This window comes from Streptomyces sp. PH9007, from assembly GCF_059813725.1.
Genome location: NZ_CM187440.1, coordinates 369,800 through 390,953, shown reverse-complemented (window position 1 = coordinate 390,953; position 21,154 = coordinate 369,800). Strand labels below are relative to the sequence as shown.

Here is a 21,154-nt window from a genome sequence, read left to right as displayed (position 1 = left end):
GCCATCTGTTCGCCCGCTTCGGGGTGGATCGGGGATAATGCCGTAGGAGCCGCGTGCGAACGCTGCCGCTCCCACCCTCCCCCGACCCCGGCCGGGAGGTGCCCCCAGGGCAATGCGAGAACGCAGGTGAGAGAGCAGGCATGAAGTTCCTCAATGACTCCCGACCGTCGTACGACCTGACCTATGACGATGTGTTCATGGTCCCGGGTCGCTCGGCGGTGGCATCCCGACAGGACGTCGATCTCGCCACTCCGGACGGCAGCGGCACCACCATTCCGCTGGTGGTGGCCAACATGACGGCCGTCGCGGGGCGGCGGATGGCCGAGACGGTGGCCCGCAGGGGCGGTCTCGCCGTCATTCCGCAGGACATCCCGCTGGACGTGGTGACCGAGGTCACCAGCTGGGTCAAGCAGCGCCACCTGGTGCTGGACACCCCCATCACCCTCGCCCCGTCCCAGACGGTGGCCGATGCCCTGGCGCTGCTGCCCAAGCGGGCGCACAACGCGGGCGTCGTCGTGGCCGAGGGGCGCCCGGTGGGCATCGTGACCGAGGCCGACCTGCTGGGCGTGGACCGCTTCACCCAGCTCAGCGAGGTCATGTCGAAGGATCTGCTGGTGCTGGCGGCGGACATCGATCCGCGCGAGGCCTTCGCCACCCTGGACAGCGCCCACCGCAAGATCGCCCCGGCTGTGGACGCGCAGGGCCGGCTGGCCGGCATCCTCAGCCGCAAGGGCGCGCTGCGCGCCACCCTGTACCGGCCCGCCACGGACGCCGCGGGGCGGCTGCGGGTGGCGGCGGCGATCGGCATCAACGGCGGCAGCGTGGCGCGCGCCGAGGCGCTGCTGGCCGCCGGGGTGGACACCCTGGTGGTGGACACCGCGCACGGCCACCAGGAGTCGATGCTGGCCACCCTGCGGGCGGTGCGGGCGCTGGACCCCGGGGTGCCCGTGGTGGCGGGGAACGTGGTCTCGGCGGCAGGGGTGCGCGATCTGATCGAGGCGGGCGCGGACATCGTCAAGGTCGGGGTCGGCCCCGGCGCGATGTGCACCACCCGGATGATGACCGGCGTGGGCCGTCCGCAGTTCTCCGCCGTGCTGGAATGTGCCGCCGAGGCGAAGAAGTTCGGCAAGCACGTCTGGGCGGACGGCGGGGTGCGGCACCCGCGCGACGTGGCGATGGCGCTGGCCGCCGGCGCCTCCAATGTGATGATCGGTTCGTGGTTCGCCGGGACGCACGAGTCACCGGGCGACCTCCAGCAGAGCGCCGACGGCCGGCTGTACAAGGAGAGCTTCGGCATGGCCTCGGCCCGCGCGGTGCGCAGCCGCACCAGCGAGGAGTCGGCGTACGACCGGGCCCGCAAGGGGCTGTTCGAGGAGGGCATCTCCACCTCGCGGATGTACATCGACGGCGCGCGCCCCGGTGTGGAGGACCTGATCGACTCCATCGTGGCCGGCGTGCGCTCCTCGTGCACCTACGCGGGCGCCGGCACCCTGGCGGAGTTCGCGGACAAGGCCGTGGTCGGCATCCAGAGCGCGGCCGGCTACGCGGAGGGCAAGCCGCTGCACGCCAGCTGGTAGCGACGTCCGCTCCAAGGGCCCGGAACTCAGGCGGAGTTCCGGGCCCTTGTGCTGTGATGGACGGCATGACGCAGACGAGGCGCGAGGGGTACGAGGGCACCGGGGCGGGTGCCATCAGTCTGGGGGCACCCCCGGCCGAAGGCTGGGGGAGGGTGTGCGGTGGAGCACTGGCTGCGGCTGCCGCCCGGACCGGAACCGGGGATTGTTGCGGCTGCCGTGCCGGGCGGCGGCACGCTGCTCGAACTGGGCTGCGGCGTGGGCCGGCTGACCGGACCGCTGGCGGCGGCCGGGCTGGTCGTGGACGCGTATCTCACCGAGGACCGCACCTGGTTGCGGGCGCGTCCGGTGTGAGGGATGGCAACTACTGGACGGGGGCGGCGTCAGGAAGTTGCCGTTGAATCCAACTGATGTTCTTCAACAAGGTGTTGAGCTTTCGTCAGGCGCTCCGTAGCTTCTGAATCCGGAACCCCCACCGGCCCGCGATCCGGGCCGCCGACTCCGGAGGACGCGTCATGCGCCTGCGTCAACGCCTCGCCACCGTCATCACCACGCTCGCTCTCGCCCTCGGCGCCGTGGCCGTCTCGGCCGCCCCGGCCACCGCCGCCCCCGCCGACAAGCCGCAGGTGCTCTCCAGCTGGACCCAGACCAGCGCCGCCAGCTACAACTCCTGGCTCTCGGCGCGCAACAACCAGGGCGCCTGGTCCGCGTACGCCTTCGACTGGTCGACCGACTTCTGCTCCTGGTCGCCGGACAACCCCTTCGGTTTCCCCTTTGAGATGTCATGTGCGCGGCATGACTTCGGGTACCGGAACTACAAGGCCCAGGGCACCTTCGACGCCAACAAGACCCGGCTGGACAACGCCTTCTACGAGGACCTGAAGCGCGTCTGCAACGGCTACTCGGGCGCCACCAAGACGGCCTGCGACGGCACCGCCTGGACCTACTACCAGGCGGTCAGGGCCTTTGGCTGACCCACCGGTCACCCGGCCCGCGCTGTGAGGCGCCCCACAGGCGCGCATGCGGCGCGGGCCGACGTGGCAGACTGGTGGACGTACAACACGACACAAGCGCACTCCGGGGTCGGTGAAAGTCCGAGCCGGCGGTTACAGTCCGCGACCCGTCCGCCCACCAGCGGCCGGTTGACCAGGTGGAACTCCTGGACCGACGGTTAAAGTCCGGATGGGAGGCAGTGCGCGGCGGAGCGGGACCGGCATGTCCGGCCGCGGGCCGTCCCGTGACCCGGGACACCCGTGCGACCTGGGCGTTCCCCCTGCTTTCCGTTGGTCCCGTGATGCCCCGGAGTCCGTGCCCGAAGAGGCAGGAGGACCCGGTGGCCGCCCCACCCGACGCGCCCGAGGCCGAGGCGATGCGTCATGCCGTCGCACTCGCCGCCCGGGGCCTGGGCCGCACCAGCCCCAACCCCGTCGTCGGCTGCGTGATCCTGGACGCCGCCGGCCGCCCCGCGGGCGAGGGCTGGCACCGGCGGGCGGGTGGCCCGCACGCCGAGATCCACGCCCTGGAGCAGGCCGGCGAGCGCGCCCGCGGCGGCACCGCCGTCGTCACGCTCGAACCCTGCAACCACACCGGCCGTACCGGCCCCTGCACCCAGGCCCTCATCGCCGCCGGGGTGCGCCGCGTCCGCTACGCCGTTCCCGACCCCACCCCCGCGGCGGGTGGCGGCGCCGCCACCCTGCGCGCCGCCGGGATCAGCGCCGAGCCGGGCCCGTGCACCGAGGAGGCCACCGCCGGCAACATCGCCTGGCTCACCTCCGTACGGCACGGCCGCCCCCACGTGCACTGGAAGTACGCCGCCACCCTGGACGGCCGGATCGCCGCAGCCGACGGCAGCAGCCGCTGGATCACCTCGCCGCAGGCCCGCGCCGACGTGCACCGGCTGCGCGCCGAGGCGGACGCCGTCGTGGTCGGCTCAGGCACCGCCCGCGCGGATGACCCGCACCTGGCCGTGCGCGGCGTCCCCGGCGCCCGGCAGCCCCTGCGGGTGGTCGTCGACACCGAGGGCACCGCCGTCGCCCCCGGCGCCCGGATCCTGGACGACGCCGCGCCCACCCTGATCGCCGTCGCCGAGGACCGCGCCCCCGTGCTCCCCGGGGCCGAGCTGGTCCGGCTGCCGCGCGCCGCCACCGGGCGCGGCCTGGACATCCCCGCGCTGCTGGCCGCCCTGCACCGGCGGGGCATCCGGTCCGTCCTGCTGGAGGGCGGGCCCACCCTCGCCGGGGCGTTCGCCGCCGCCGGAGCCGTCGACCGGGTCACCGGCTATCTCGCCCCCGCCCTGCTGGGCGCGGGACCGGCCGCCCTCGGCGACGCCGGAATCAGCACCATCGCGCAGGCGTTGCGCCTGCGGGTCACCGACTGGGACCGGGTGGGGCCCGACCTGCGCGTGACCGCCGTTCCCGTCCCGGCTTCCGTCACCGTCCCCGTCACCGCTCCCGTCACCACCGGCAAGGAGTCCTGAAATGTTCACCGGAATCGTCGAAGAACTGGGTGAGGTCGCCGCCGTCGAGACGCGGGGCGACTCCGCCCGGCTGCGACTGCGCGGACCGCTGGTCAGCGACGGCGCCGCGCACGGTGACTCCATCGCCGTCAACGGGGTGTGTCTGACCGTCACGGACACCGGTGACGGCACCTTCAGCGCCGATGTGATGGCCGAGACCCTCAAGCGCTCCTCGCTCGGCGCGCTCACCACCGGCTCCCGGGTCAACCTCGAACGCCCCATGGCGCTCGGCGGCCGGCTCGGCGGACACCTCGTCCAGGGCCATGTGGACGGCACCGGCACCGTGCTCGCCCGCGAACCCGCCGAGCACTGGGAGCTGGTCACCGTCTCGCTCCCCGCCGAGCTGTCCCGCTACGTCGTCGACAAGGGCTCCATCACCGTGGACGGCGTCAGCCTGACCGTGGTGGAGGCCGGCGAGGACCGCTTCACCATCAGCCTCATCCCGACCACGCTGGAGCTGACCACGCTCGGCATCAAGCAGCCCGGCGACCCCGTCAACCTCGAGGTCGACGTCATCGCGAAGTACGTCGAGCGGATGGTGACCCGATGAGCTCCGTCTTCGACCCCCTGCACGAGGTCGCCTTCAGCGCCTTCGGGCAGGACGTCATCTGGTCGGACATGACCGGCAACCTGATCGGGCTCGCCGCCCTCGCGCTGGGCTGGCGGCGCTCCATCTGGACCTGGCCCGCCCAGCTGCTGTCCGGTCTCGTGCTGATCGCCGCCTACGCCTCCGCCCAGCTCGGCGGCGGCGTCGGCAAACAGCTGCTGGTCATCATCGTGGCCCTGTGGGGCTGGCGGCAGTGGCGCGGCGGCCGGCAGCAGGCCGCCGACGGCCAGATCGCCGTACGGTTCGCCACCGGCCGCGAACGCCTCGCGCTGGCCTCGGGCGCCGTCGTGGGCACCGTGGCGGTCGGCTGGCTGTTCGCCGCCTTCCCCTCGCTGTCCTGGAACCCATGGCCCGACGCGTACATCTTCGTCGGCACCCTGGTCGCCATGATCGCCCAGGCCAGGGGCCTGGTGGAGTTCTGGTTCGCCTGGCTGCTGGTCGACGTCGTCGGCGTGCCGCTGGCGTTCAGCAGCGGGCTGGCCTTCTCCGGCCTCGTCTACGTCTTCTATCTCGTCCTCGTCCTGTGGGGGCTCCGGGACTGGTGGCGGCGCTCCGGCGACGCACCCGCCTCCCGCCCCGTCCTGGAAGGAGCAACCGCATGACCGTCGCCGTGCCGGACCGCGACCTCGCCCTGGACCCCGTGGAGCGCGCCATCGCCGACATCGCGCTGGGCCGGCCGGTGGTCGTCGTCGACAATCCCGACCGGGAGAACGAGGGCGATCTGATCGTCGCCGCCGAGAAGATCACCCCCGATCTCGTCGCGTTCATGATGAGCGAATGCCGCGGGCTGATCTGCGCGCCGATGGAGGCAGCCGACCTCGACCGGCTCGACCTGCCGCAGATGGTCACCGCCAACACCGAGCCGATGGCCACCGCCTTCACCGTCAGCGTGGACGCCGGCCCCGCCCACGGCGTCACCACCGGCATCTCCGCCGCCGACCGCGCCGCCACCATCGCGCTGCTGGCCGACCCGGAGGCCACCGCCGGTGACTTCGTCCGCCCCGGCCACATCTTCCCGCTGCGCGCCCGCCCCGGCGGCGTCCTGGCCAGGGCCGGCCACACCGAGGCCGGTGTCGACCTGGCCCGGCTCGCCGGACTGCGCCCCGCCGCCGTGATCGTGGAGATCGCGGGCGAGGACGGCGCCATGCTGCGGCTGCCCGAACTGGTGCCCTTCGCCCGCAAGCACGGCCTGTCGATCATCTCCATCGAGGATCTGATCGCCCACCGCGCCGCGGCCGAGCCCGACGCCGCCGCGCCGGGCGACGAGCCGGCCGTACGCCGCGAGGCCCGCACCACCCTGCCCACCCCGCACGGCGACTTCCAGGCCCACGGCTACCGTTCGGCCCCCGATGGCACCGAGCATCTCGCCCTGGTGGCCGGCGACATCGGCGACGGCGAGGACATCCTGGTCCGCCTGCACTCCGAGTGCCTCACGGGCGACATCTTCGGCTCCCAGCGCTGCGACTGCGGGCCGCAGCTGGCCGCCTCCCTGGAACGGGTACGCGCCGAGGGCCGCGGCGTGGTGCTGTACCTGCGCGGCCACGAGGGCCGCGGCATCGGACTGCTGTCCAAACTGCGCGCCTACGAACTCCAGGAACGCGGCCGGGACACCCTGGACGCCAACCTCGAACTCGGCCTGCCGGCCGACGCCCGCGACTACGGGGCGGGCGCCCGCATCCTCACCGACCTCGGGGTGCGCTCCGTACGGCTGCTCACCAACAACCCGGCCAAGACCGCCGCGCTGACCGAGCACGGGCTGCGGGTCACCGGGCGCGAGCCCATGCCGGCCCCCGCCGGGCGCCACAACCTGCGCTACCTGCGCACCAAGCGCGACCGCATGGGCCACGACCTGCCCTGGCTGGACGGCGCCGAACTGCCGGCCTGCGCCGGACAGTGACCGCAGCACCCTGACCACCCGCACCCTCTCCTCGCACCACCACCCCTCCCCGAAAGGCAGGACCCAGACATGAGCGGAACCGGCGCCCCCGAGGTGACCGTGGAGCACGGCGGCGACCTGCGGGTCGCGGTCATCGCCGCCCAGTGGCACCGCACCGTGATGGACGGTCTGCTCGACGGGGCACACCGCGCCCTGAAGGACCTGGGCGTCGCGCACTCCACCGTGGTGCGCGTGCCCGGCAGCTTCGAGCTGCCGGTGGCCGCCCGCGCCCTGGCCGGCCAGGGCTACGACGCCGTCGTGGCCCTCGGCGTCGTCATCCGCGGCGGCACCCCGCACTTCGACTACGTGTGCCAGGGCGTCACCACCGGCCTCACCCAGGTCAGTGTGGAGACCGGGGTGCCGGTCGGCTTCGGCGTCCTGACCTGCGACACCGAGGCGCAGGCCCTGGACCGGGCCGGACTGCCCGGCTCCGCCGAGGACAAGGGGCACGAGGCGGTGACCGCCGCCGTCGCCACCGCCGCCGCCCTGCGCTCGCTGACCGCACCCGCGCGGTGACCCGCGCCGCGCACGCCGTAGGCTGAGCGTCACCATGGCCAACAAGACATTCGAGCAGCTCTTCACGGAGCTCCAGCACAAGGCCGTCCACGGCGACCCCGCCACCTCGCGCACCGCCGAGCTGGTCGCCTCGGGCGTGCACACCATCGGCAAGAAGGTGGTCGAGGAGGCCGCCGAGGTATGGATGGCGGCCGAGCACGAGGGCACCGACCGTACCGCCGAGGAGATCTCCCAGCTGCTGTACCACCTGCAGGTGATGATGGTCGCCCGGGGCATCTCCCTGGACGATGTATACGCTCATCTGTGAGGCGTCAGCCCGCCGTCCGCCCCTCTTCCCGTCCCCGCACTCCCGAAGGAATCACGCCCCATGCTGCGCATCGCCGTCCCCAACAAGGGTTCCCTGTCCGAGCCTGCGTCGGCGATGCTCCATGAGGCCGGCTACCGGCAGCGCAAGGACAGCCGCGAGCTGGTCCTGATCGACGCCGACAACCAGGTCGAGTTCTTCTTCCTGCGCCCGCGCGACATCGCGGTCTACGTCGGGTCCGGCAAGCTCGACATCGGCATCACCGGACGCGATCTGCTGCTGGACTCCGGGGCCGACGCCGAGGAGATCAAGCAACTCGGCTTCGCCGCCTCCACGTTGCGCTACGCGGCCCGGCCCGGCGGGGTCACCGACGTCACCCAGTTCGACGGGCTGACGATCGCCACCTCCTTCCCCGGAGTCGTGCGCGCGCACCTCACCGAGAACGGCGTGAAGGCCTCGGTGGTCCGCCTGGACGGGGCCGTGGAGACCGCCATCCAGCTCGGGGTCGCCGAGGTCATCGCCGACGTGGTGGAGACCGGCACCACCCTGCGCAACGCGGGTCTGGAGATCATCAGCCGGCCGATCCTGGAGTCGGAGGCGGTGGTCATCCGGCGCCGCGGCGACGAACGCGCCGAACCCAAGGTGGAGCAGTTCCTGCGCCGCCTCCAGGGCGTCCTGGTGGCCCGCCGCTACGTGATGATGGACTACGACATCCGCGCCGAACTGGTGGAGAAGGCCGTCGCCCTCACCCCCGGCCTGGAATCCCCCACCGTCTCCCCGCTGCACGACCAGGGATGGGTCGCGGTACGGTCCATGGTCCCCGTCCAGGACGCCCAGCGCGTGATGGACGACCTGTACGACATGGGCGCCCGCGCGATCCTCACCACCGGCATCCACGCCGCCCGGCTGTGAGCGGCACCATGCCCCGTACCGACAAGGACATCACGGTGACCGGCGACCGGCCCACCCCGCCCGACCTGCCCGAACTCCCGGTGATCTTCCGGCCGCGGCTCACCAGGATCATCCTGATGAGCACCGGCGCGGTGGTTTTCACCGTGCTGCTGATCATCGCCGTCATCGTGCCGGTCAGCGCCAGCACCTGGGGACTGGGCGACCGGTTCACCGTGGCCGGCACCGGCATCGCCGCCTGGGCCGTGCTGGCCGTGCTCAGCCGCCCCCAAGTCCTCGCCGACCGGGACGGGGTGACCGTCGTCAACCTCACCACCAGGCGGCGGCTCGCCTGGGCCGAGATCGTCCGGGTCGGTCTGCGTCCCGGCGACCCGTGGGTGACCCTCGACCTCGCCGACGGCTCCACCCTGGCCGCCATGGGCATCCAGCCCGGGCTCGCCAGGGAACGGGCCTTGGCCGACGCCCGCGCGCTGCGCGCCCTGGTCGAGACACACAGCAGCGCCGCCGCCGCCGAGCGCGGCTGAGCGGCGGGAAACCGTCACGGCAGCGGCGGGCGCCGGCCCTGATCGGGACGGCCCCGCCCGCGGGACGCCAGCACATCCCCGTACGCCTGCATCAGATCCGGCAGCCGCAGCGTCGCCAGATCCTGCCGGCCCGGATCGGTGGCCGACTCCGCCAGCCGCATGTCCCGGAACGCGCAGCTCGTCTCGTACAGGGTGCGCACGAAGCGGCCGTTGCCCAGCTCGTCGATCCAGCCCTCGGCCACCACGTGCGCGCTGATGCTGCGCAGTTCCTCCAGCGCCTCGGGGTCCCACACATCGCCGTGATCGGCCGCCAGCAGCTCCCCGATCGCCGTCAGCTCCACCGGCCGGTAGCTGGGGAACTCCACCCGGGCCGAAAAGCGCGATCCCAGACCGGGGTTGGCGTTCAGCAGCCGGTCCATGCCCTGCGGATACCCGGCCAGGATCACCACCAGATGCTCCCGGCTGTCCTCGGCCCGCTTCAGCAGCACCTGGAGCGCCTCGTCCCCGTACGCGTCGCCCTTGCTGTAGCCGGAGTGCACCAGCGAGTACGCCTCGTCGATGAACAGCACCCCGCCCAGCGCCGAATCGATCAGCCGGTTGGCCTTCACCGCCGTCTGGCCCAGGAACTCGCCCACCAGATCGGCGCGCTGCGCCTCCACCAGCCGGTCGTGGCTCAGCAGCCCCAGCGCGTGGAAGACCCGGCCCAGGATGCGGGCCACCGTGGTCTTGCCGGTGCCCGAGGGGCCGGAGAAGACGAAGTGCCGTTTGGGCGGCTGCACCGGCAGACCCTGGCCGGAGCGCAACCGCGCCATCCGCAGCTGCGCGGACATCGCCCGCACCTGCTCCTTGACCGGTTCGAGCCCGACCATCCGGTCCAGTTCGGCCAGGGTGTGCGCGAGTAGCGCCGGATCCGGCGCCGGCGGCAGCGCGGGCCCGGCCGCGGGCCGCGGGCCGTGCCCCGCCACCGGGCCCGGCCGGCCGGGCGTCCCGGCCGCCCGCCCCTCGCCGGCGGCGGCCGGCAGCCGCTCCCCGCCCAGCTGCCCCGGAACCGGCAGCGGGGCCGGGGCGGGCGCCGGGCCGTACGGGGCCAGCGCCAGCTGGGCGGTGTCCGCGTCCTCCACCGCCAGCGCGGTCAGCCGCTCGGCGGTGTCCATGAACTCCGCGTCCACTTGGTGCACCGCCCGGTACAGCGGGATCGCCGCAGCGCTGCGCCCGCTGCCCTCACGGGCCCGCGCCAGCCAGTACCGCAGCTCCTTGCGCTGCGGCTGTTCGCTGCGGCAGCGCATCAAGGCGGCCGCCAGCAGCGGTTCCGCCTGGTCGTACATCTCCATCCGCACCCGCGCCATCCCGGCGAACAGCCCCGCCTCCACGCCCAGTTGCGGATCGGACTGCAAGGTGGAGGTGAGCCGGAACAGCCCCTCCCAGTCCCGGGTGAGATAGCAGCGGCACGCGTGCAGGAAACGGGCGAAGGGGTCGGTGTCCGGCGGCGGGCACTGGGCCAGCGCCCGGTCCAGTTCCGGCAGCCGGTGACCGTCCAGCAGCTGCGAGGCGTGCGCCAGCAGCAGATCGCGGTCGGTCTCCAGCACCGGCTGCACCCACCAGCCCAGCCAGTACCAGGAGCTGAGCGGCCGTCCGTGCCGGGCCCGCTGCTCGCCGAACCGCGCCCGGTGCCGGTACATCTGGAGCAGGGCCGGGGCCACCTCGGTGCGCAGCGCGTGCAGCCCGAGCCAGGCGTCGGCCATGCCCGGGTCCTCCCGCACCGCCGCCCGGAACTCCTCCTCGGCCTCCGGGTAGGCGGCCGCCGCGTAGGCGTCCACACCGCGCAGCCATGCCAGATCGGCTCCGGTGTGCGGACCGTGAACGTCTTGCGTGCCAGACATCATGACGACCCCCATGCGCGGATACCGCTCAGCTGTCGCACCTCGGTGAGATCAGGATATCCGCCGACGGTTCCGAGGGATCATCGGCGAAGTGCCGCCGTTCCGCGGGCTCCCAGCCGCGCCAGAAGGCCGCCTGGGCGGGGCCGTCCCGGTGGCGCCCGGCGGCCCAGGCACGCTGCCGGGGCACCGCCAGCCAGATGAGGTGCGCCAGCCGGCCGCGCAGCGCCCGCCGGCCGGCCCCCACCCCCTCCAACAGCACCACGGGGGCGGGCGGTACGCGGGCGGTACGGGTGTAGGCGCGGCGCTCCCAGTCGTACACCTCGTAGTGGGCGGTGCCGCCCCGTGCCAGCGGGTCCAGGATCTGTTCGGTGAGCCGGTCCATCCAGCCGAACAGCGCGTCGTGGCTGGCGAGGTCGTCCAGGTGCACCACGGGGGCGCCGTCCAGTGCCGTGGACAGCCGCGCCGCCAGCGTGGACTTGCCGGAGCCGGCGTACCCGTCGACACCGATCAGCCGCACCGGGCCCAGCGAGGGCGGCAGCGCGCGCAGCCGGGCGGCGAGTTCACGCAGGTCCGGCGGGCCGGGGGCGGGGGAGAGGGACACGGGGCCAGCGTAGTGCCACAGGTGGGACCAATAATGACGCGCACCGTTGCCCCGGGGTTACTGGCCGTCAGCAGGCGCAGCCGCGATAGTGGGAGCCCGCAGCCTGCGACCCCACCGGGAGGCCCCACCGTGACCCAGACGCCACGCCGTACCGTGCTGACCGCCGCCGCGTTCGCCGCCGTCACGGCGGCCACCGCCGCCACCGCTGCCGCCGCCGTGCCGGGCCGCCGCGACGCCGCGGAGCCCGACCCGGCCCAGGCCCCCACCGACGCGCTCACGGTCGCGGCCTCGACCATCGCCTACCACGCCTGGACCTCGGCGTCCGACTGGCGCTCGGGCACCGGCCGGGGCACCGCCCTGGTGTCGGGGGACCGCTCGGGCGTCCTGCTGCGCCGCTCCCAGGGCACCGTGGACTACACCGACCCGCACACCGGGAACACCTCCCCGTGGGAGCACGCCACCTGGCTCTCGCCCGAGCACCGGGTGCGCACCCCCGGCAGCGAGCTGATCGCCTCGTGGAACGCCGACACCCCCGCGGGCACCTTCGTACGGATCGAGGTGCGGGCCACGTACACGGACGGCACCGAGAGCCCCTGGTACACGCTGGGCGTGTGGGCCTCGGGCGACGAGGACCTGCGGCGCACCTCGCTGGACGGCCAGCGGGACGGCAAGTCCAGCGTGTGGACCGACACCGTGGCCGTCGACGACACCGACGGGCCGCTGCGGATCGCCGGCTACCGGCTGCGGCTGACGCTGCACCGCAAGCCGGGGCTGACGGTCTCCCCGGTGGTGTGGCGGGTCGGTGCGATGGTCTCGGACGTGCCCGACCGGTTCGAGGTCCCGGCCAGCACGCCGGGGGTGGCCGCGGGTACCGAGCTGCCGGTGCCGCCGCACTCGCAGAACATCCACATCGGCCGCTACCCCGAGTACAACGGCGGCGGCCAGGCCTGGTGCAGCCCGACATCCGCCACCATGATCCTCGCCTACTGGGGCAAGGGCCCCGGCGCCGATGACCTGGCGTGGGTGAACCCGGCCTACGACGACCCCCAGGTGTGCCACGCCGCCCGCTTCACCTTCGACTACGAGTACGAGGGCTGCGGCAACTGGCCCTTCAACACCGCCTACGCCGCCTCCTACCCCGACATGCAGGGCGTGGTGACGCGGATCGCCTCGCTGGCGGACGCCGAGACGCTGATCGCGGCCGGCATCCCGCTGATCACCTCGCAGTCCTTCTACGAGGCGGAACTGGACGGCTCCGGCTACGGCACGGCGGGCCATCTGATGACGGTCGTCGGCTTCACGGCGGACGGCGACGTGATCGCGAACGACCCGGCCAGCCCCAGCAACGCCGAGGTGCGGCGGGTCTACAACCGGCGGCAGTTCGAGAACATCCTGCTGCGCACCAGACGGCTGGACGCGGGAGGGGTGGAACGCGGCGGCAGCGGCGGCGTCGTCTACTTGTTCTTCCCGGCCCGGCCGACCGCGGCCCAGCGCCGGGCCCTGGCGGCCGTCGGGGTCCGCTGAGCGGCCCGGCCCGCTCAGCCCGCCCCCAGCAGCGCCGCCCGCCACAGCTCCTCGCGTTCCTGCGTGTACGCGGCATCGGCCGACCAGACCTCGCCGTGGCCCTCGCGCCACAAGGTGGCCCACGGCTGGTCGCCGGCCGCGTGCCGCTCCCGCAGGAAGTCGTGCATGGAGCGGGCGCGGCGGGCCAGCAGCGGTACCAGCGCCAGCCGCTGGGCCTCGTCGAGACCGTAGGCGTCCACCAGGACGCGCAGCCGGGCCCCGGCGTCCTGATCGGTGCGCCGCCAGTGCGGGTGCGCCATCAGTGGCAGGAATCCGTGGGCGGCGTAGGCGAGGTCCCACAGCCGGGTCCCGGGGGCGGCGTTGTCCCAGTCGATGATGGTCCACCGGCCCGCGTCGCCGTCCTCGGCCACCAGATTCCACGGGGCCAGGTCGTGGTGGGCGATGATCTCGTCGCCGATGTCCGGGATCAGGGCGTTCCAGCGGGCGCCGGGCGGTGGGGTGAAGCCGGCGAGCGCGTCGTGCAGCTCGCGGATCAGCCGGCCCACCCGGGCGAGGCGGGCGGCGGGTTCCACGACGGCGAAGCGGTGTGGCCACACGGCCTCGCCGGGGGCGAAGTCCAGCACCTCGCGGCCCCGCTCGTCGATGCCCAGCGGGCGCGGGGCGGCGGTGAAGCCGCAGGCGCGCAGATGGGACAGCAGGGCGTGCACGGCGGGGGTCCAGAATCCGGCGGGGCGCCGTACGGTGTCGCCCACGCGTACCACCGCGGCGCTGACGTTGCCTCCGGACAGCGGCTGTTCTTCGTGACGGGACACGGCGTCAGGGTGTCATCCGGCACCGGTGACGTGCGAACGGGTTTCGGGCATACTCCCAACCGCCGGACCGTGGTGATCATCCGCGGCCGGCCGACCGATGACCCCGAGGCAGCGCCGCCGCGACCGCGTCGCGTGCTGCCCGGTGCCACCACATGGGAGGAAAGCGCGTGACGATCTCCGCCGAGGGACTCCAGCCGGTACGGCGAACCCTGCCCACCCCCGAAGCCCGCGATCTGCTGGATCTGGTCAGGGAGCTGATCCAGCGGGAGATCGCGCCGGGCGCGGACGCGGAGGAGGCGGCCGGCGTCTTTCCGCGCGCCCTCTTCCGTCAGCTGTCCGCCACCGGGCTGCTGGGTCTGCCCTACGCGCAGGAGTACGGGGGCGGGGAGCAGCCGTACGAGGTGTACCTGCAGGTCCTGGAGGAACTGGCCGCGGCCCGGCTCACGGTGGGGCTGGGGGCCAGCGTCCACACGCTCGCCTGTCACGGCCTGGCCGGGTTCGGCACCAAGGAGCAGCGGGCCGAGTGGCTGCCGGCGATGCTGGGGGAGGGGCTGCTCGGGGCGTACGCGCTCTCCGAGCCGGCCGCCGGATCGGACGCGGCGAGTCTGCGCACCCGCGCCGTGCGGGACGGCGAGGAGTGGATACTGAACGGCACCAAGGCGTGGATCACGCACGGTGGCATCGCGGACTTCTACACCGTGATGGCCCGTACCGGCGGGGACGGGCCCGACGGGATCACCGCGTTCCTGGTGCCGGGCGACACCGCCGGGCTCAGCGCCGCCGCGCCCGAGCGCAAGATGGGCATGAACGGTTCTCCCACCGCTCAGCTGCACTTCGACGGCGTACGGGTGCCGGACACCCGGCGGCTGGGCGAGGAGGGCGCGGGGCTGCGGCTGGCGCTGGCCGCGCTGGACTCCGGACGCCTGGGCATCGCCGCCTGCTCGATCGGGGTGGCCCAGGCGGCGTTCACGACGGCGCTGGCCTTCACTCTGGAGCGCAAGCAGTTCGGCAAGCCGGTCGCCGACTTCCAGGGGCTGCGGTTCATGCTCGCCGACCTGGCCACCCAGATTGAGGCGGGGCGGGCGCTGTACCTGGCCGCCGCCCGGCTGCGGGACGCCGGGGAGCCGTTCGGGCGGCAGGCCGCGATGGCCAAGCTGTTCTGCTCGGACACCGCGATGCGCGTGGCCACCGACGCCGTGCAGCTGATGGGCGGGTACGGCTACACCGCCGACTTCCCGGCGGAGCGCTACATGCGGGAGGCGAAGGTGCTCCAGATCGTGGAGGGCACCAATCAGATCCAGCGCGCCGTCATCGGCAGCCGGCTGACCGGGAGCGGCAACGGCAACGGCGGCGGCAAGGCTCGCTCCGGCGGGCGTGGTTAGCGCGGCTCAGGCCGCCTGGCGCAGGCCGGTCGTCCGGCCCGCCCGGGCGGCCGTGTCCGCCGCGTGCGAGAACGGCTGCAGGCGCCAGTCCAGGCCCTCGGGCAGTCCGGCCGGGGCGGGGTCGCCGATCAGCGGCTCCACCGGCAGGAACACCACGGCGCCGTCCCCGGCCACCCGGCGCCCGGAACCGGTGCACACGGTGAGGCCGAACGGCTGCCACGCGGTGGGGCACCAGGCGTGCTCGGGCAGCGTCTGGGCCCGCTCGGCCAGCGCGACCGGATGGCCGCAGTCCGGGCAGGACACCCGTACCGCCCAGATGTCGGCCGGCTCCGCCGGATCGGCGAGGTCGGCCGACCCGTCCGGCTCGGTGTCATCCGGAAGATCGGGATCCTCGTCGATGCGGTGGACAGTGGTCGATACGGAGCGCATGGCATCCCCCTCGGACGGCGCGGTGGCCTGGGCCACAGCAAGCACTTCCCGCCGGTCAGCGCGGTTAATCGCAGCGTTGATCAGGACTCGGACGGGAGTTTGTGGCGTTCATCACACCGGATGGCGGCGCCTGGGGACACCGCCGATCTGCTGGCATCCTCACGCCCACCCGCACCCCAACCACCCCCGCCGGGAGCCGTCATGACCACCGAGACCCACGCCCCCGCCCCCGAACCGCTGTGGCGCCCGGACCCGGAGCGGATCGCGGCGGCCACTCTCACGCGCTTTCACTCCTTCGCCGCCCAGCGGTACGGAGCGCCATCCCCCCTACCCGATGACCCGGCGGCCGGGTACGCGGCGCTGCACCACTGGTCGGTCACCTCCCTGGACGCCTTCTGGCGGGCCGTCGCCGACTGGTTCGCGGTCGACTTCCGCACCCCGGGGGAACCGGCGCTGGCCGATCCCGCCATGCCGGGCGCCCGCTGGTTCCCCGGAGCCACCCTCAACTACGCCGAACACGCCCTGCGGGCCGGCCTGGAATCGGGCCGTGCCGACGCGCCCGCGCTGCTGTGCCTGGACGAGCGCCAGCAACCGGAGCCGGTCAGCTGGACGGAGTTGCGTCACCGGGTCGGCTCGCTGGCCGCCGCACTGCGCCGTCTCGGGGTACGGCCGGGGGACCGGGTCAGCGGCTATCTGCCCAACATCCCCCAGGCCGTGGTGGCGTTGCTCGCCAGCGCCGCCGTCGGCGCCGTGTGGACCTCCTGCGCCCCGGACTTCGGGGCGCGCAGTGTGCTGGACCGGTTCGCCCAGGTGGAGCCGGTGGTGCTGATCACCGTCGACGGCTACCGGTACGGGGGCAAGGAGCACGACCGCCGGGAGACGGTGGCCGAACTGCGCCGCGAACTCCCCACCCTGCGCGCGGTGATCCACGTCCCGCTGCTGGGCACCCGGGCGCCCGAGGGCGCGCTGGAGTGGGCGGAGCTGACCGGCGGGGAGACCGAACCGGAGTTCACGGCCGTACCGTTCGACCACCCGCTGTGGGTGCTGTACTCCTCCGGCACCACCGGACTGCCCAAGGCGATCGTCCAGTCCCAGGGCGGCATTCTGCTCGAACACCTCAAACAGCTCGGACTGCACTGCGATCTGGGCCCGGGCGACCGGCTGTTCTGGTACACCTCCACCGGCTGGATGATGTGGAACTTCCTGGTCTCCGGGTTGCTGACCGGCACCACCGTGGTCCTGTACGACGGCAGCCCGGGGTACCCGGCCACCGACGCGCAGTGGCGGATCGCCGAGCGGACCCGGGCGACGGTCTTCGGCACCTCGGCCGCCTACGTGATGGCGTGCGCCAAGGCCGGGGTCCGGCCGGGGCGGGACCTGGACCTGAGCGCCACCCGCTGCGTGGCCACCACCGGCTCCCCGCTGCCCCCGGACGGTTTCCGCTGGCTGCACGAGGAGGTGGACCCGGGGCTGTGGATCGCCTCGGTCAGCGGCGGCACCGATGTGTGCAGCTGCTTCGCGGGGGCGGTGCCCACCCTCCCGGTCTACCTGGGCGAGCTGCAGGCGCCGTGCCTGGGAACCGATCTGCGCTCCTGGGACCCGGCCGGGAAGCCGCTGGTGGACGAGGTGGGGGAACTGGTGGTGACGACACCGATGCCGTCGATGCCCCTGCGGTTCTGGAACGATCCGGACGGCACCCGGTACCGGGAGAGCTACTTCGACACCTACCCCGGGGTGTGGCGTCACGGCGACTGGATCACCCTCACCTCTCGCGGCACCGTCGTCATCCACGGCCGGTCCGACTCCACCCTCAACCGGCAGGGGGTGCGGATGGGGTCGGCCGACATCTACGAGGTGGTGGAACGGCTGCCGCAGATCGGCGAGTCGCTGGTGCTCGGCGTCGAGCAGCCGGACGGGGGGTACTGGATGCCGCTGTTCGTCAGGCTCGCGGAGGGGGTGGTGCTGGACGACGCGCTGCGGACGGTGATCCGCACCGCCATCCGCGAGCAGCTGAGCCCGCGTCATGTGCCGGACGAGATCCTGGCGATCGACGCGGTCCCGCACACGCTGACCGGGAAGCGTCTGGAAGTGCCGGTCAAGCGGCTGTTGCAGGGGACGCCGCTGGAGAAGGCGGTCAACGCGGGCTCGGTGGACGACATCGGCGCCCTGCGGTTCTTCGAGCGCCTCGCCCGCGAGCGCGCGATTGTCAGTGACCCCGATTACGGTGAGTGATCAGTAGGTTCTGATCCGTCGAAGGGGGAGTCATGACACGGCAGGGGGAGCAGCGGCCGGTGTGCCGCAAGGAGAGCTGCGGGACGGTCGGGGTGATCGCCGATCCGGTGGGCTTCGCCCGGATGCGCCGCTATCCGAGCTTCGGCTTCACCGACCACCGCGGCTATCTGCGGCACACCGAGCGGCTGCTTCGGACGCTGGCCGGGGAGTCGGGGCATGTGCGGGTCGCGCTGTTCGACCCGGAGGGGTTCGCGCTGTGGTGCGCGCGGCAGCGGCTGGACCCGGACAGCGCGGCCAGCCGCGCCCGGTACACGGCGGTGGACGCGGCACGCGGCGCCACGCTGCCCTTCACCGGACGGCGCTCGCTGCGCCGGCTGCTGCCCGAACTGCTCGTCGAACGGGAGCGGTTGCGTTCCTGGGAGCGGGCCACGGAGCTGCTGGGCGAGGCCGGCGGGTGCGTACGGTGCGGGGAGCCGCTGGCGCGCTGCGCGTTCCGCCGGGCGGCGGCGGTGCTGCCGCTGCTCCTGGAGGACGCGGGCGGCGGCCGCCGGCACCTGGTGTGCACGGTGCTGGTGCGGGGCGTGCCCCTGTCGGCGGCGCTGGACACGGCCCCGGAGCCGACCGAGGCGGCGACGCTGGCCCTGTGCGCGGTCCTGGGGGTGGCGCTGGCCACCGGCGCCCCCGGCGGTCTGGTCCTGCGGATGGCGGTGGACGGCGGCCGGACGGAAGCGGTGGGCTGGCGCCTGGAGGCGGGTGAGGTGGTGCCGCTGACCGAATCGGAGGTCTTCAGCGCCTACTGCACCGACCCCATGACCGGCGATCCGATCCCACCCGAACACGGCGTCGACTACCGCGACGCCCCGCCGCTGCCGACGATCCTCTGCGAGGGCCCCTGACCGGCCCCACTCCGCCCACCGGCCCGGGGGCCCGGCGCAACCCCCCGGTCCGGAGGTCCGCCGATCGCGCCGGCGGCAGGGAGAGCCAATGGGGGGAGAACGGGCCGACGGCGTGGTCCGCGCCAAAACCGGGCCGACACTGCGCGGCCCCGGCGGAGGACCCCCGCCCACCGGTCGCGAGCCGATCCCCGAGTGCGCGGTGCCCGTCCTGTTCCGGGCCCGGGGCCGGTCAGCCGGTGAGGGTGTGGCCGCCGGTGGGTCGGGGCGGTCCGGCCTTCCTGTCCGGCTCCCGGGTGCGTCGGCGCGTTCCACGGGGGTCTGCCCCGGCCCCCGCCCGTTCGGGGCGGGGCCGGGGCAGACTCCGGGATCACTCGCCGGAGAGGACCGCCTCGGCCGCCGCGCGGGCCTCTTCGGCCGACTCGGTGGCCCGGGCGGCCGCGGCCGCCCGTTCGCACTGGGCCAGCGTGTGCCGCGACAGCGCCGCCCGGACGTAGGGGATCGCGGACGCGCTCATCGACAGGCTGGTCACGCCGAGGCCGGTCAGCACACAGGCCAGCAGCGGGTCGGCCGCCGCCTCGCCGCACACGCCGCAGCTCTTGCCCTCGGCCTTGGCCGCCTCGGCGGACAGCGACACCAGATCCAGCAGCGCCGGCTGCCACGGGTCCTGGAGCCGGGACACGGCCCCGACCTGGCGGTCGGCCGCGAAGGTGTACTGCGCCAGGTCATTGGTGCCCAGCGACAGGAACTCCACCTCCTGAAGCACCGACCTGGCGCGCAGCGCCGCCGAGGGGATCTCCACCATCGCGCCGAACTTCGCCCGCAGGCCCGCCGCGCGGCAGGCGTCCGCGAACGCCTTGGCGTCCGCCCGGTCCGCCACCATCGGGGCCATCACTTCCAGGTAGACCGGCAGCCCCTCGGCCGCCGCCGCCAGCGCCTTCAGCTGGGTGTCCAGGACCTCAGGGTGGTCCAGCAGGGTCCGCAGCCCGCGCACGCCGAGCGCCGGGTTCGGCTCCTCGCCCGGGCTCAGGAAGGCCAGCGGCTTGTCCGCGCCGGCGTCCAGCACCCGCACCACCACCCGGCCCTCCGGGAACGCCTCCAGCACCTGGCGGTAGGTGGCCGTCTGGGTCTCCAGCGACGGCGCGCGCTCGCTGTCGTCGAGGAAAAGGAACTCGGTGCGGAACAGGCCCACACCCTCCGCGCCGGCCTCCAGCGCGCCCGCCACGTCGGCGGGACCGCCGATGTTCGCCAGCAGCGGCACCTTGTGGCCGTCCGAGGTGGCGCCCGGGCCGGTCGAGGCCGCCAGCGCCGCCCTGCGCTCCTCGGCGGCCCGCGCCAGCGCGGCGCGCTGCTCACCGCTGGGGTTCACGGTGACCTCGCCGGTGCTGCCGTCCACCGCCACCACGGTGCCCTCGGCCAGCTCGCCGACACCCGGCAGCGCCACCACGGCGGGCACCCCCAGCGCCCGCGCGAGGATCGCGCTGTGGCTGGTCGGCCCGCCCTCCTCGGTGATGAAGCCGAGCACCAGCGCCGGATCGAGCAGCGCGGTGTCCGCCGGCGCCAGATCCCGGGCCACCAGGACGAAGGGCTCGTCACTGTCCGGCACCCCGGGCATCGGCACGCCCAGCAGCCGCGCCACGATGCGGTTGCGGACGTCGTCGAGGTCGGCGACCCGGCCGGCCAGATACGCGCCGGCCGCCGCCAGCAGCTCCCGGTACGCGCCGAACGCGTCGTACACGGCCCGCTCGGCGGTGCTGCCGCCGGCCACCCGGCGGGCGACGTCCGCCGCCAGCTCCGGGTCCTGCGCCATCAGCGCCTGCGCCTCCAGAACCGCCTGGGCCTCACCGCCGGCGAGGTTGCCGCGGGCCACGAGGTCCGCCGCCACGGCGTCCACCGCCTGCTTCGCCCGCGCGGTCTCGCGCTCGGTGTCCTGGCCGGGCACCTGGTCGGCCGGCGGTTCCAGCACCGCGGTGCCCATGTGCCGCACCTCGCCGATGGCCACGCCATGACTGACGCCGACTCCCTGCAGCATTGTCTCCATCACACCTGTCTCCGTCAGTTCCAGCCGAAAAGCGGGTCACCGGCCAGGACCTCGATGTCCGCGGCGACGTCGGACAGGGCGTCGGCGGTCGCCTGGAGCGCCACCACCGGGCACACCGGGGACTTCCCCGCCGCGGCCACGGCAGCCGGGTTCCACCGCACCACCGGGTCGCCCCGGCGCACCGTGTCGCCCTTGTTGGCCAGCGGTTCGAAACCCTGTCCGTCCAGTTGAACCGTATCGAGACCCAGATGGGTGAGAACGCCCCGTCCCCCGGCGTCGACCACCACATAGGCGTTCGGGCGCAGCGAGACGATGATGCCGTCGATGGGGGCCACGGCCGTACAGGGGGCGAGGAGCGGTTCGACGGCCGCGCCCGACCCGATCACCGCCTCGGCGAACGCGGGATCGGCGACGTCGGCGAGGGGGATGGCCCGCCCGGCCACAGGAGATGTGACAGTGGTCATGAAGGGCCTCT

The 21,154-nt window shown here is 73.8% G+C and carries 21 protein-coding genes and 1 riboswitch; of the genes, 15 read left to right on the top strand and 6 right to left on the bottom strand.

Annotation, left to right across the window (positions count from 1 at the left end):
- Nucleotides 1-140: 140 nt before the first annotated feature.
- From ACTFAP_RS01585 to ACTFAP_RS01535, 11 genes are all read left to right on the top strand, one after another.
- Nucleotides 141-1,577 (top strand): GuaB1 family IMP dehydrogenase-related protein, encoded by a 1,437-nt coding sequence (locus ACTFAP_RS01585; RefSeq protein WP_500468024.1) that lies wholly within the window; start codon nt 141-143, stop codon nt 1,575-1,577.
- A 159-nt stretch (nt 1,578-1,736) separates the two neighbouring features.
- Nucleotides 1,737-1,928, top strand: coding sequence for a hypothetical protein (locus ACTFAP_RS01580; RefSeq protein WP_500468023.1), 192 nt, complete (start codon nt 1,737-1,739; stop codon nt 1,926-1,928).
- 161 nt (nt 1,929-2,089) lie between these two features.
- The gene (locus tag ACTFAP_RS01575) at nt 2,090-2,548 is read left to right on the top strand and encodes a phospholipase (RefSeq protein WP_390125037.1); all 459 of its coding nucleotides are present in this window, start codon (nt 2,090-2,092) and stop codon (nt 2,546-2,548) included.
- 94 nt (nt 2,549-2,642) lie between these two features.
- A riboswitch (FMN riboswitch) is annotated at nt 2,643-2,774 on the top strand.
- 169 nt (nt 2,775-2,943) lie between these two features.
- Nucleotides 2,944-4,050: a bifunctional diaminohydroxyphosphoribosylaminopyrimidine deaminase/5-amino-6-(5-phosphoribosylamino)uracil reductase RibD gene (ribD, locus tag ACTFAP_RS01570; protein ID WP_500469374.1), complete on the top strand. Its 1,107-nt coding sequence runs from the start codon at nt 2,944-2,946 to the stop codon at nt 4,048-4,050.
- A gap of 1 nt (nt 4,051) precedes the next feature.
- A complete protein-coding gene (locus tag ACTFAP_RS01565; protein ID WP_500468022.1) occupies nt 4,052-4,639 on the top strand; it encodes a riboflavin synthase in 588 nt (195 codons plus the stop codon).
- A complete protein-coding gene (locus ACTFAP_RS01560; RefSeq protein WP_495683200.1) occupies nt 4,636-5,298 on the top strand; it encodes a nicotinamide mononucleotide transporter in 663 nt (220 codons plus the stop codon). Before ACTFAP_RS01565 ends, ACTFAP_RS01560 begins: the two co-directional genes overlap by 4 nt.
- Nucleotides 5,295-6,593 carry a bifunctional 3,4-dihydroxy-2-butanone-4-phosphate synthase/GTP cyclohydrolase II gene (locus tag ACTFAP_RS01555; protein ID WP_500468021.1) on the top strand — a complete coding sequence of 433 codons (1,299 nt, stop codon included), beginning with the start codon at nt 5,295-5,297 and terminating at the stop codon, nt 6,591-6,593. The genes ACTFAP_RS01560 and ACTFAP_RS01555 overlap by 4 nt, the downstream gene beginning before the upstream one ends.
- 69 nt (nt 6,594-6,662) lie before the next feature.
- A complete protein-coding gene (gene ribH / locus ACTFAP_RS01550; protein ID WP_390125028.1) occupies nt 6,663-7,148 on the top strand; it encodes a 6,7-dimethyl-8-ribityllumazine synthase in 486 nt (161 codons plus the stop codon).
- 34 nt (nt 7,149-7,182) lie between these two features.
- The gene (locus ACTFAP_RS01545) at nt 7,183-7,455 is read left to right on the top strand and encodes a phosphoribosyl-ATP diphosphatase (protein ID WP_390125026.1); all 273 of its coding nucleotides are present in this window, start codon (nt 7,183-7,185) and stop codon (nt 7,453-7,455) included.
- Between the two features lie 60 nt (nt 7,456-7,515).
- On the top strand, nt 7,516-8,364 hold the full coding sequence (gene hisG / locus ACTFAP_RS01540; RefSeq protein WP_030726986.1) for an ATP phosphoribosyltransferase: 849 nt from the start codon (nt 7,516-7,518) through the stop codon (nt 8,362-8,364).
- A gap of 8 nt (nt 8,365-8,372) precedes the next feature.
- Entirely contained in the window at nt 8,373-8,885 is a 513-nt protein-coding gene (locus ACTFAP_RS01535) for a PH domain-containing protein (RefSeq protein WP_500468020.1), read from the top strand.
- Between the two features lie 14 nt (nt 8,886-8,899).
- Here ACTFAP_RS01535 and ACTFAP_RS01530 read toward each other — a convergent pair whose 3' ends face one another.
- Both ACTFAP_RS01530 and ACTFAP_RS01525 read right to left on the bottom strand, forming a co-directional pair.
- A complete protein-coding gene (locus ACTFAP_RS01530; RefSeq protein WP_500468019.1) occupies nt 8,900-10,768 on the bottom strand; it encodes an AAA family ATPase in 1,869 nt (622 codons plus the stop codon).
- A gap of 25 nt (nt 10,769-10,793) precedes the next feature.
- Nucleotides 10,794-11,366: a uridine kinase family protein gene (locus ACTFAP_RS01525; protein ID WP_400011258.1), complete on the bottom strand. Its 573-nt coding sequence runs from the start codon at nt 11,364-11,366 to the stop codon at nt 10,794-10,796.
- A 129-nt stretch (nt 11,367-11,495) separates the two neighbouring features.
- Between ACTFAP_RS01525 and ACTFAP_RS01520 the strand changes: the two genes are divergently transcribed.
- A complete protein-coding gene (locus tag ACTFAP_RS01520; protein WP_500468017.1) occupies nt 11,496-12,890 on the top strand; it encodes a C39 family peptidase in 1,395 nt (464 codons plus the stop codon).
- Nucleotides 12,891-12,904: 14 nt separating this feature from the next.
- Here ACTFAP_RS01520 and ACTFAP_RS01515 read toward each other — a convergent pair whose 3' ends face one another.
- A complete protein-coding gene (locus tag ACTFAP_RS01515; protein WP_500468016.1) occupies nt 12,905-13,702 on the bottom strand; it encodes a phosphotransferase enzyme family protein in 798 nt (265 codons plus the stop codon).
- 167 nt (nt 13,703-13,869) lie between these two features.
- Here ACTFAP_RS01515 and ACTFAP_RS01510 point away from each other — a divergent pair, with 167 nt between their 5' ends.
- Nucleotides 13,870-15,084, top strand: a complete 1,215-nt coding sequence (locus ACTFAP_RS01510; protein WP_495683194.1) for an acyl-CoA dehydrogenase family protein — start codon at nt 13,870-13,872, stop codon at nt 15,082-15,084.
- A gap of 6 nt (nt 15,085-15,090) precedes the next feature.
- Here the strand turns inward: ACTFAP_RS01510 and ACTFAP_RS01505 are convergent, their stop codons facing one another.
- On the bottom strand, nt 15,091-15,513 hold the full coding sequence (locus ACTFAP_RS01505) for a hypothetical protein (RefSeq protein WP_390125012.1): 423 nt from the start codon (nt 15,511-15,513) through the stop codon (nt 15,091-15,093).
- Between the two features lie 201 nt (nt 15,514-15,714).
- Here ACTFAP_RS01505 and ACTFAP_RS01500 point away from each other — a divergent pair, with 201 nt between their 5' ends.
- Together ACTFAP_RS01500 and ACTFAP_RS01495 are read left to right on the top strand one after the other, a co-directional pair.
- On the top strand, nt 15,715-17,745 hold the full coding sequence (locus tag ACTFAP_RS01500; protein WP_500468015.1) for an acetoacetate--CoA ligase: 2,031 nt from the start codon (nt 15,715-15,717) through the stop codon (nt 17,743-17,745).
- A 32-nt stretch (nt 17,746-17,777) separates the two neighbouring features.
- On the top strand, nt 17,778-18,641 hold the full coding sequence (locus ACTFAP_RS01495) for a DUF8829 domain-containing protein (RefSeq protein WP_500468013.1): 864 nt from the start codon (nt 17,778-17,780) through the stop codon (nt 18,639-18,641).
- 367 nt (nt 18,642-19,008) lie between these two features.
- Here the strand turns inward: ACTFAP_RS01495 and ptsP are convergent, their stop codons facing one another.
- Nucleotides 19,009-20,679, bottom strand: coding sequence for a phosphoenolpyruvate--protein phosphotransferase (gene ptsP, locus ACTFAP_RS01490; RefSeq protein WP_390115245.1), 1,671 nt, complete (start codon nt 20,677-20,679; stop codon nt 19,009-19,011).
- A gap of 14 nt (nt 20,680-20,693) precedes the next feature.
- Nucleotides 20,694-21,143: a PTS sugar transporter subunit IIA gene (locus tag ACTFAP_RS01485; protein ID WP_390115247.1), complete on the bottom strand. Its 450-nt coding sequence runs from the start codon at nt 21,141-21,143 to the stop codon at nt 20,694-20,696.
- Nucleotides 21,144-21,154 lie beyond the last annotated feature (11 nt).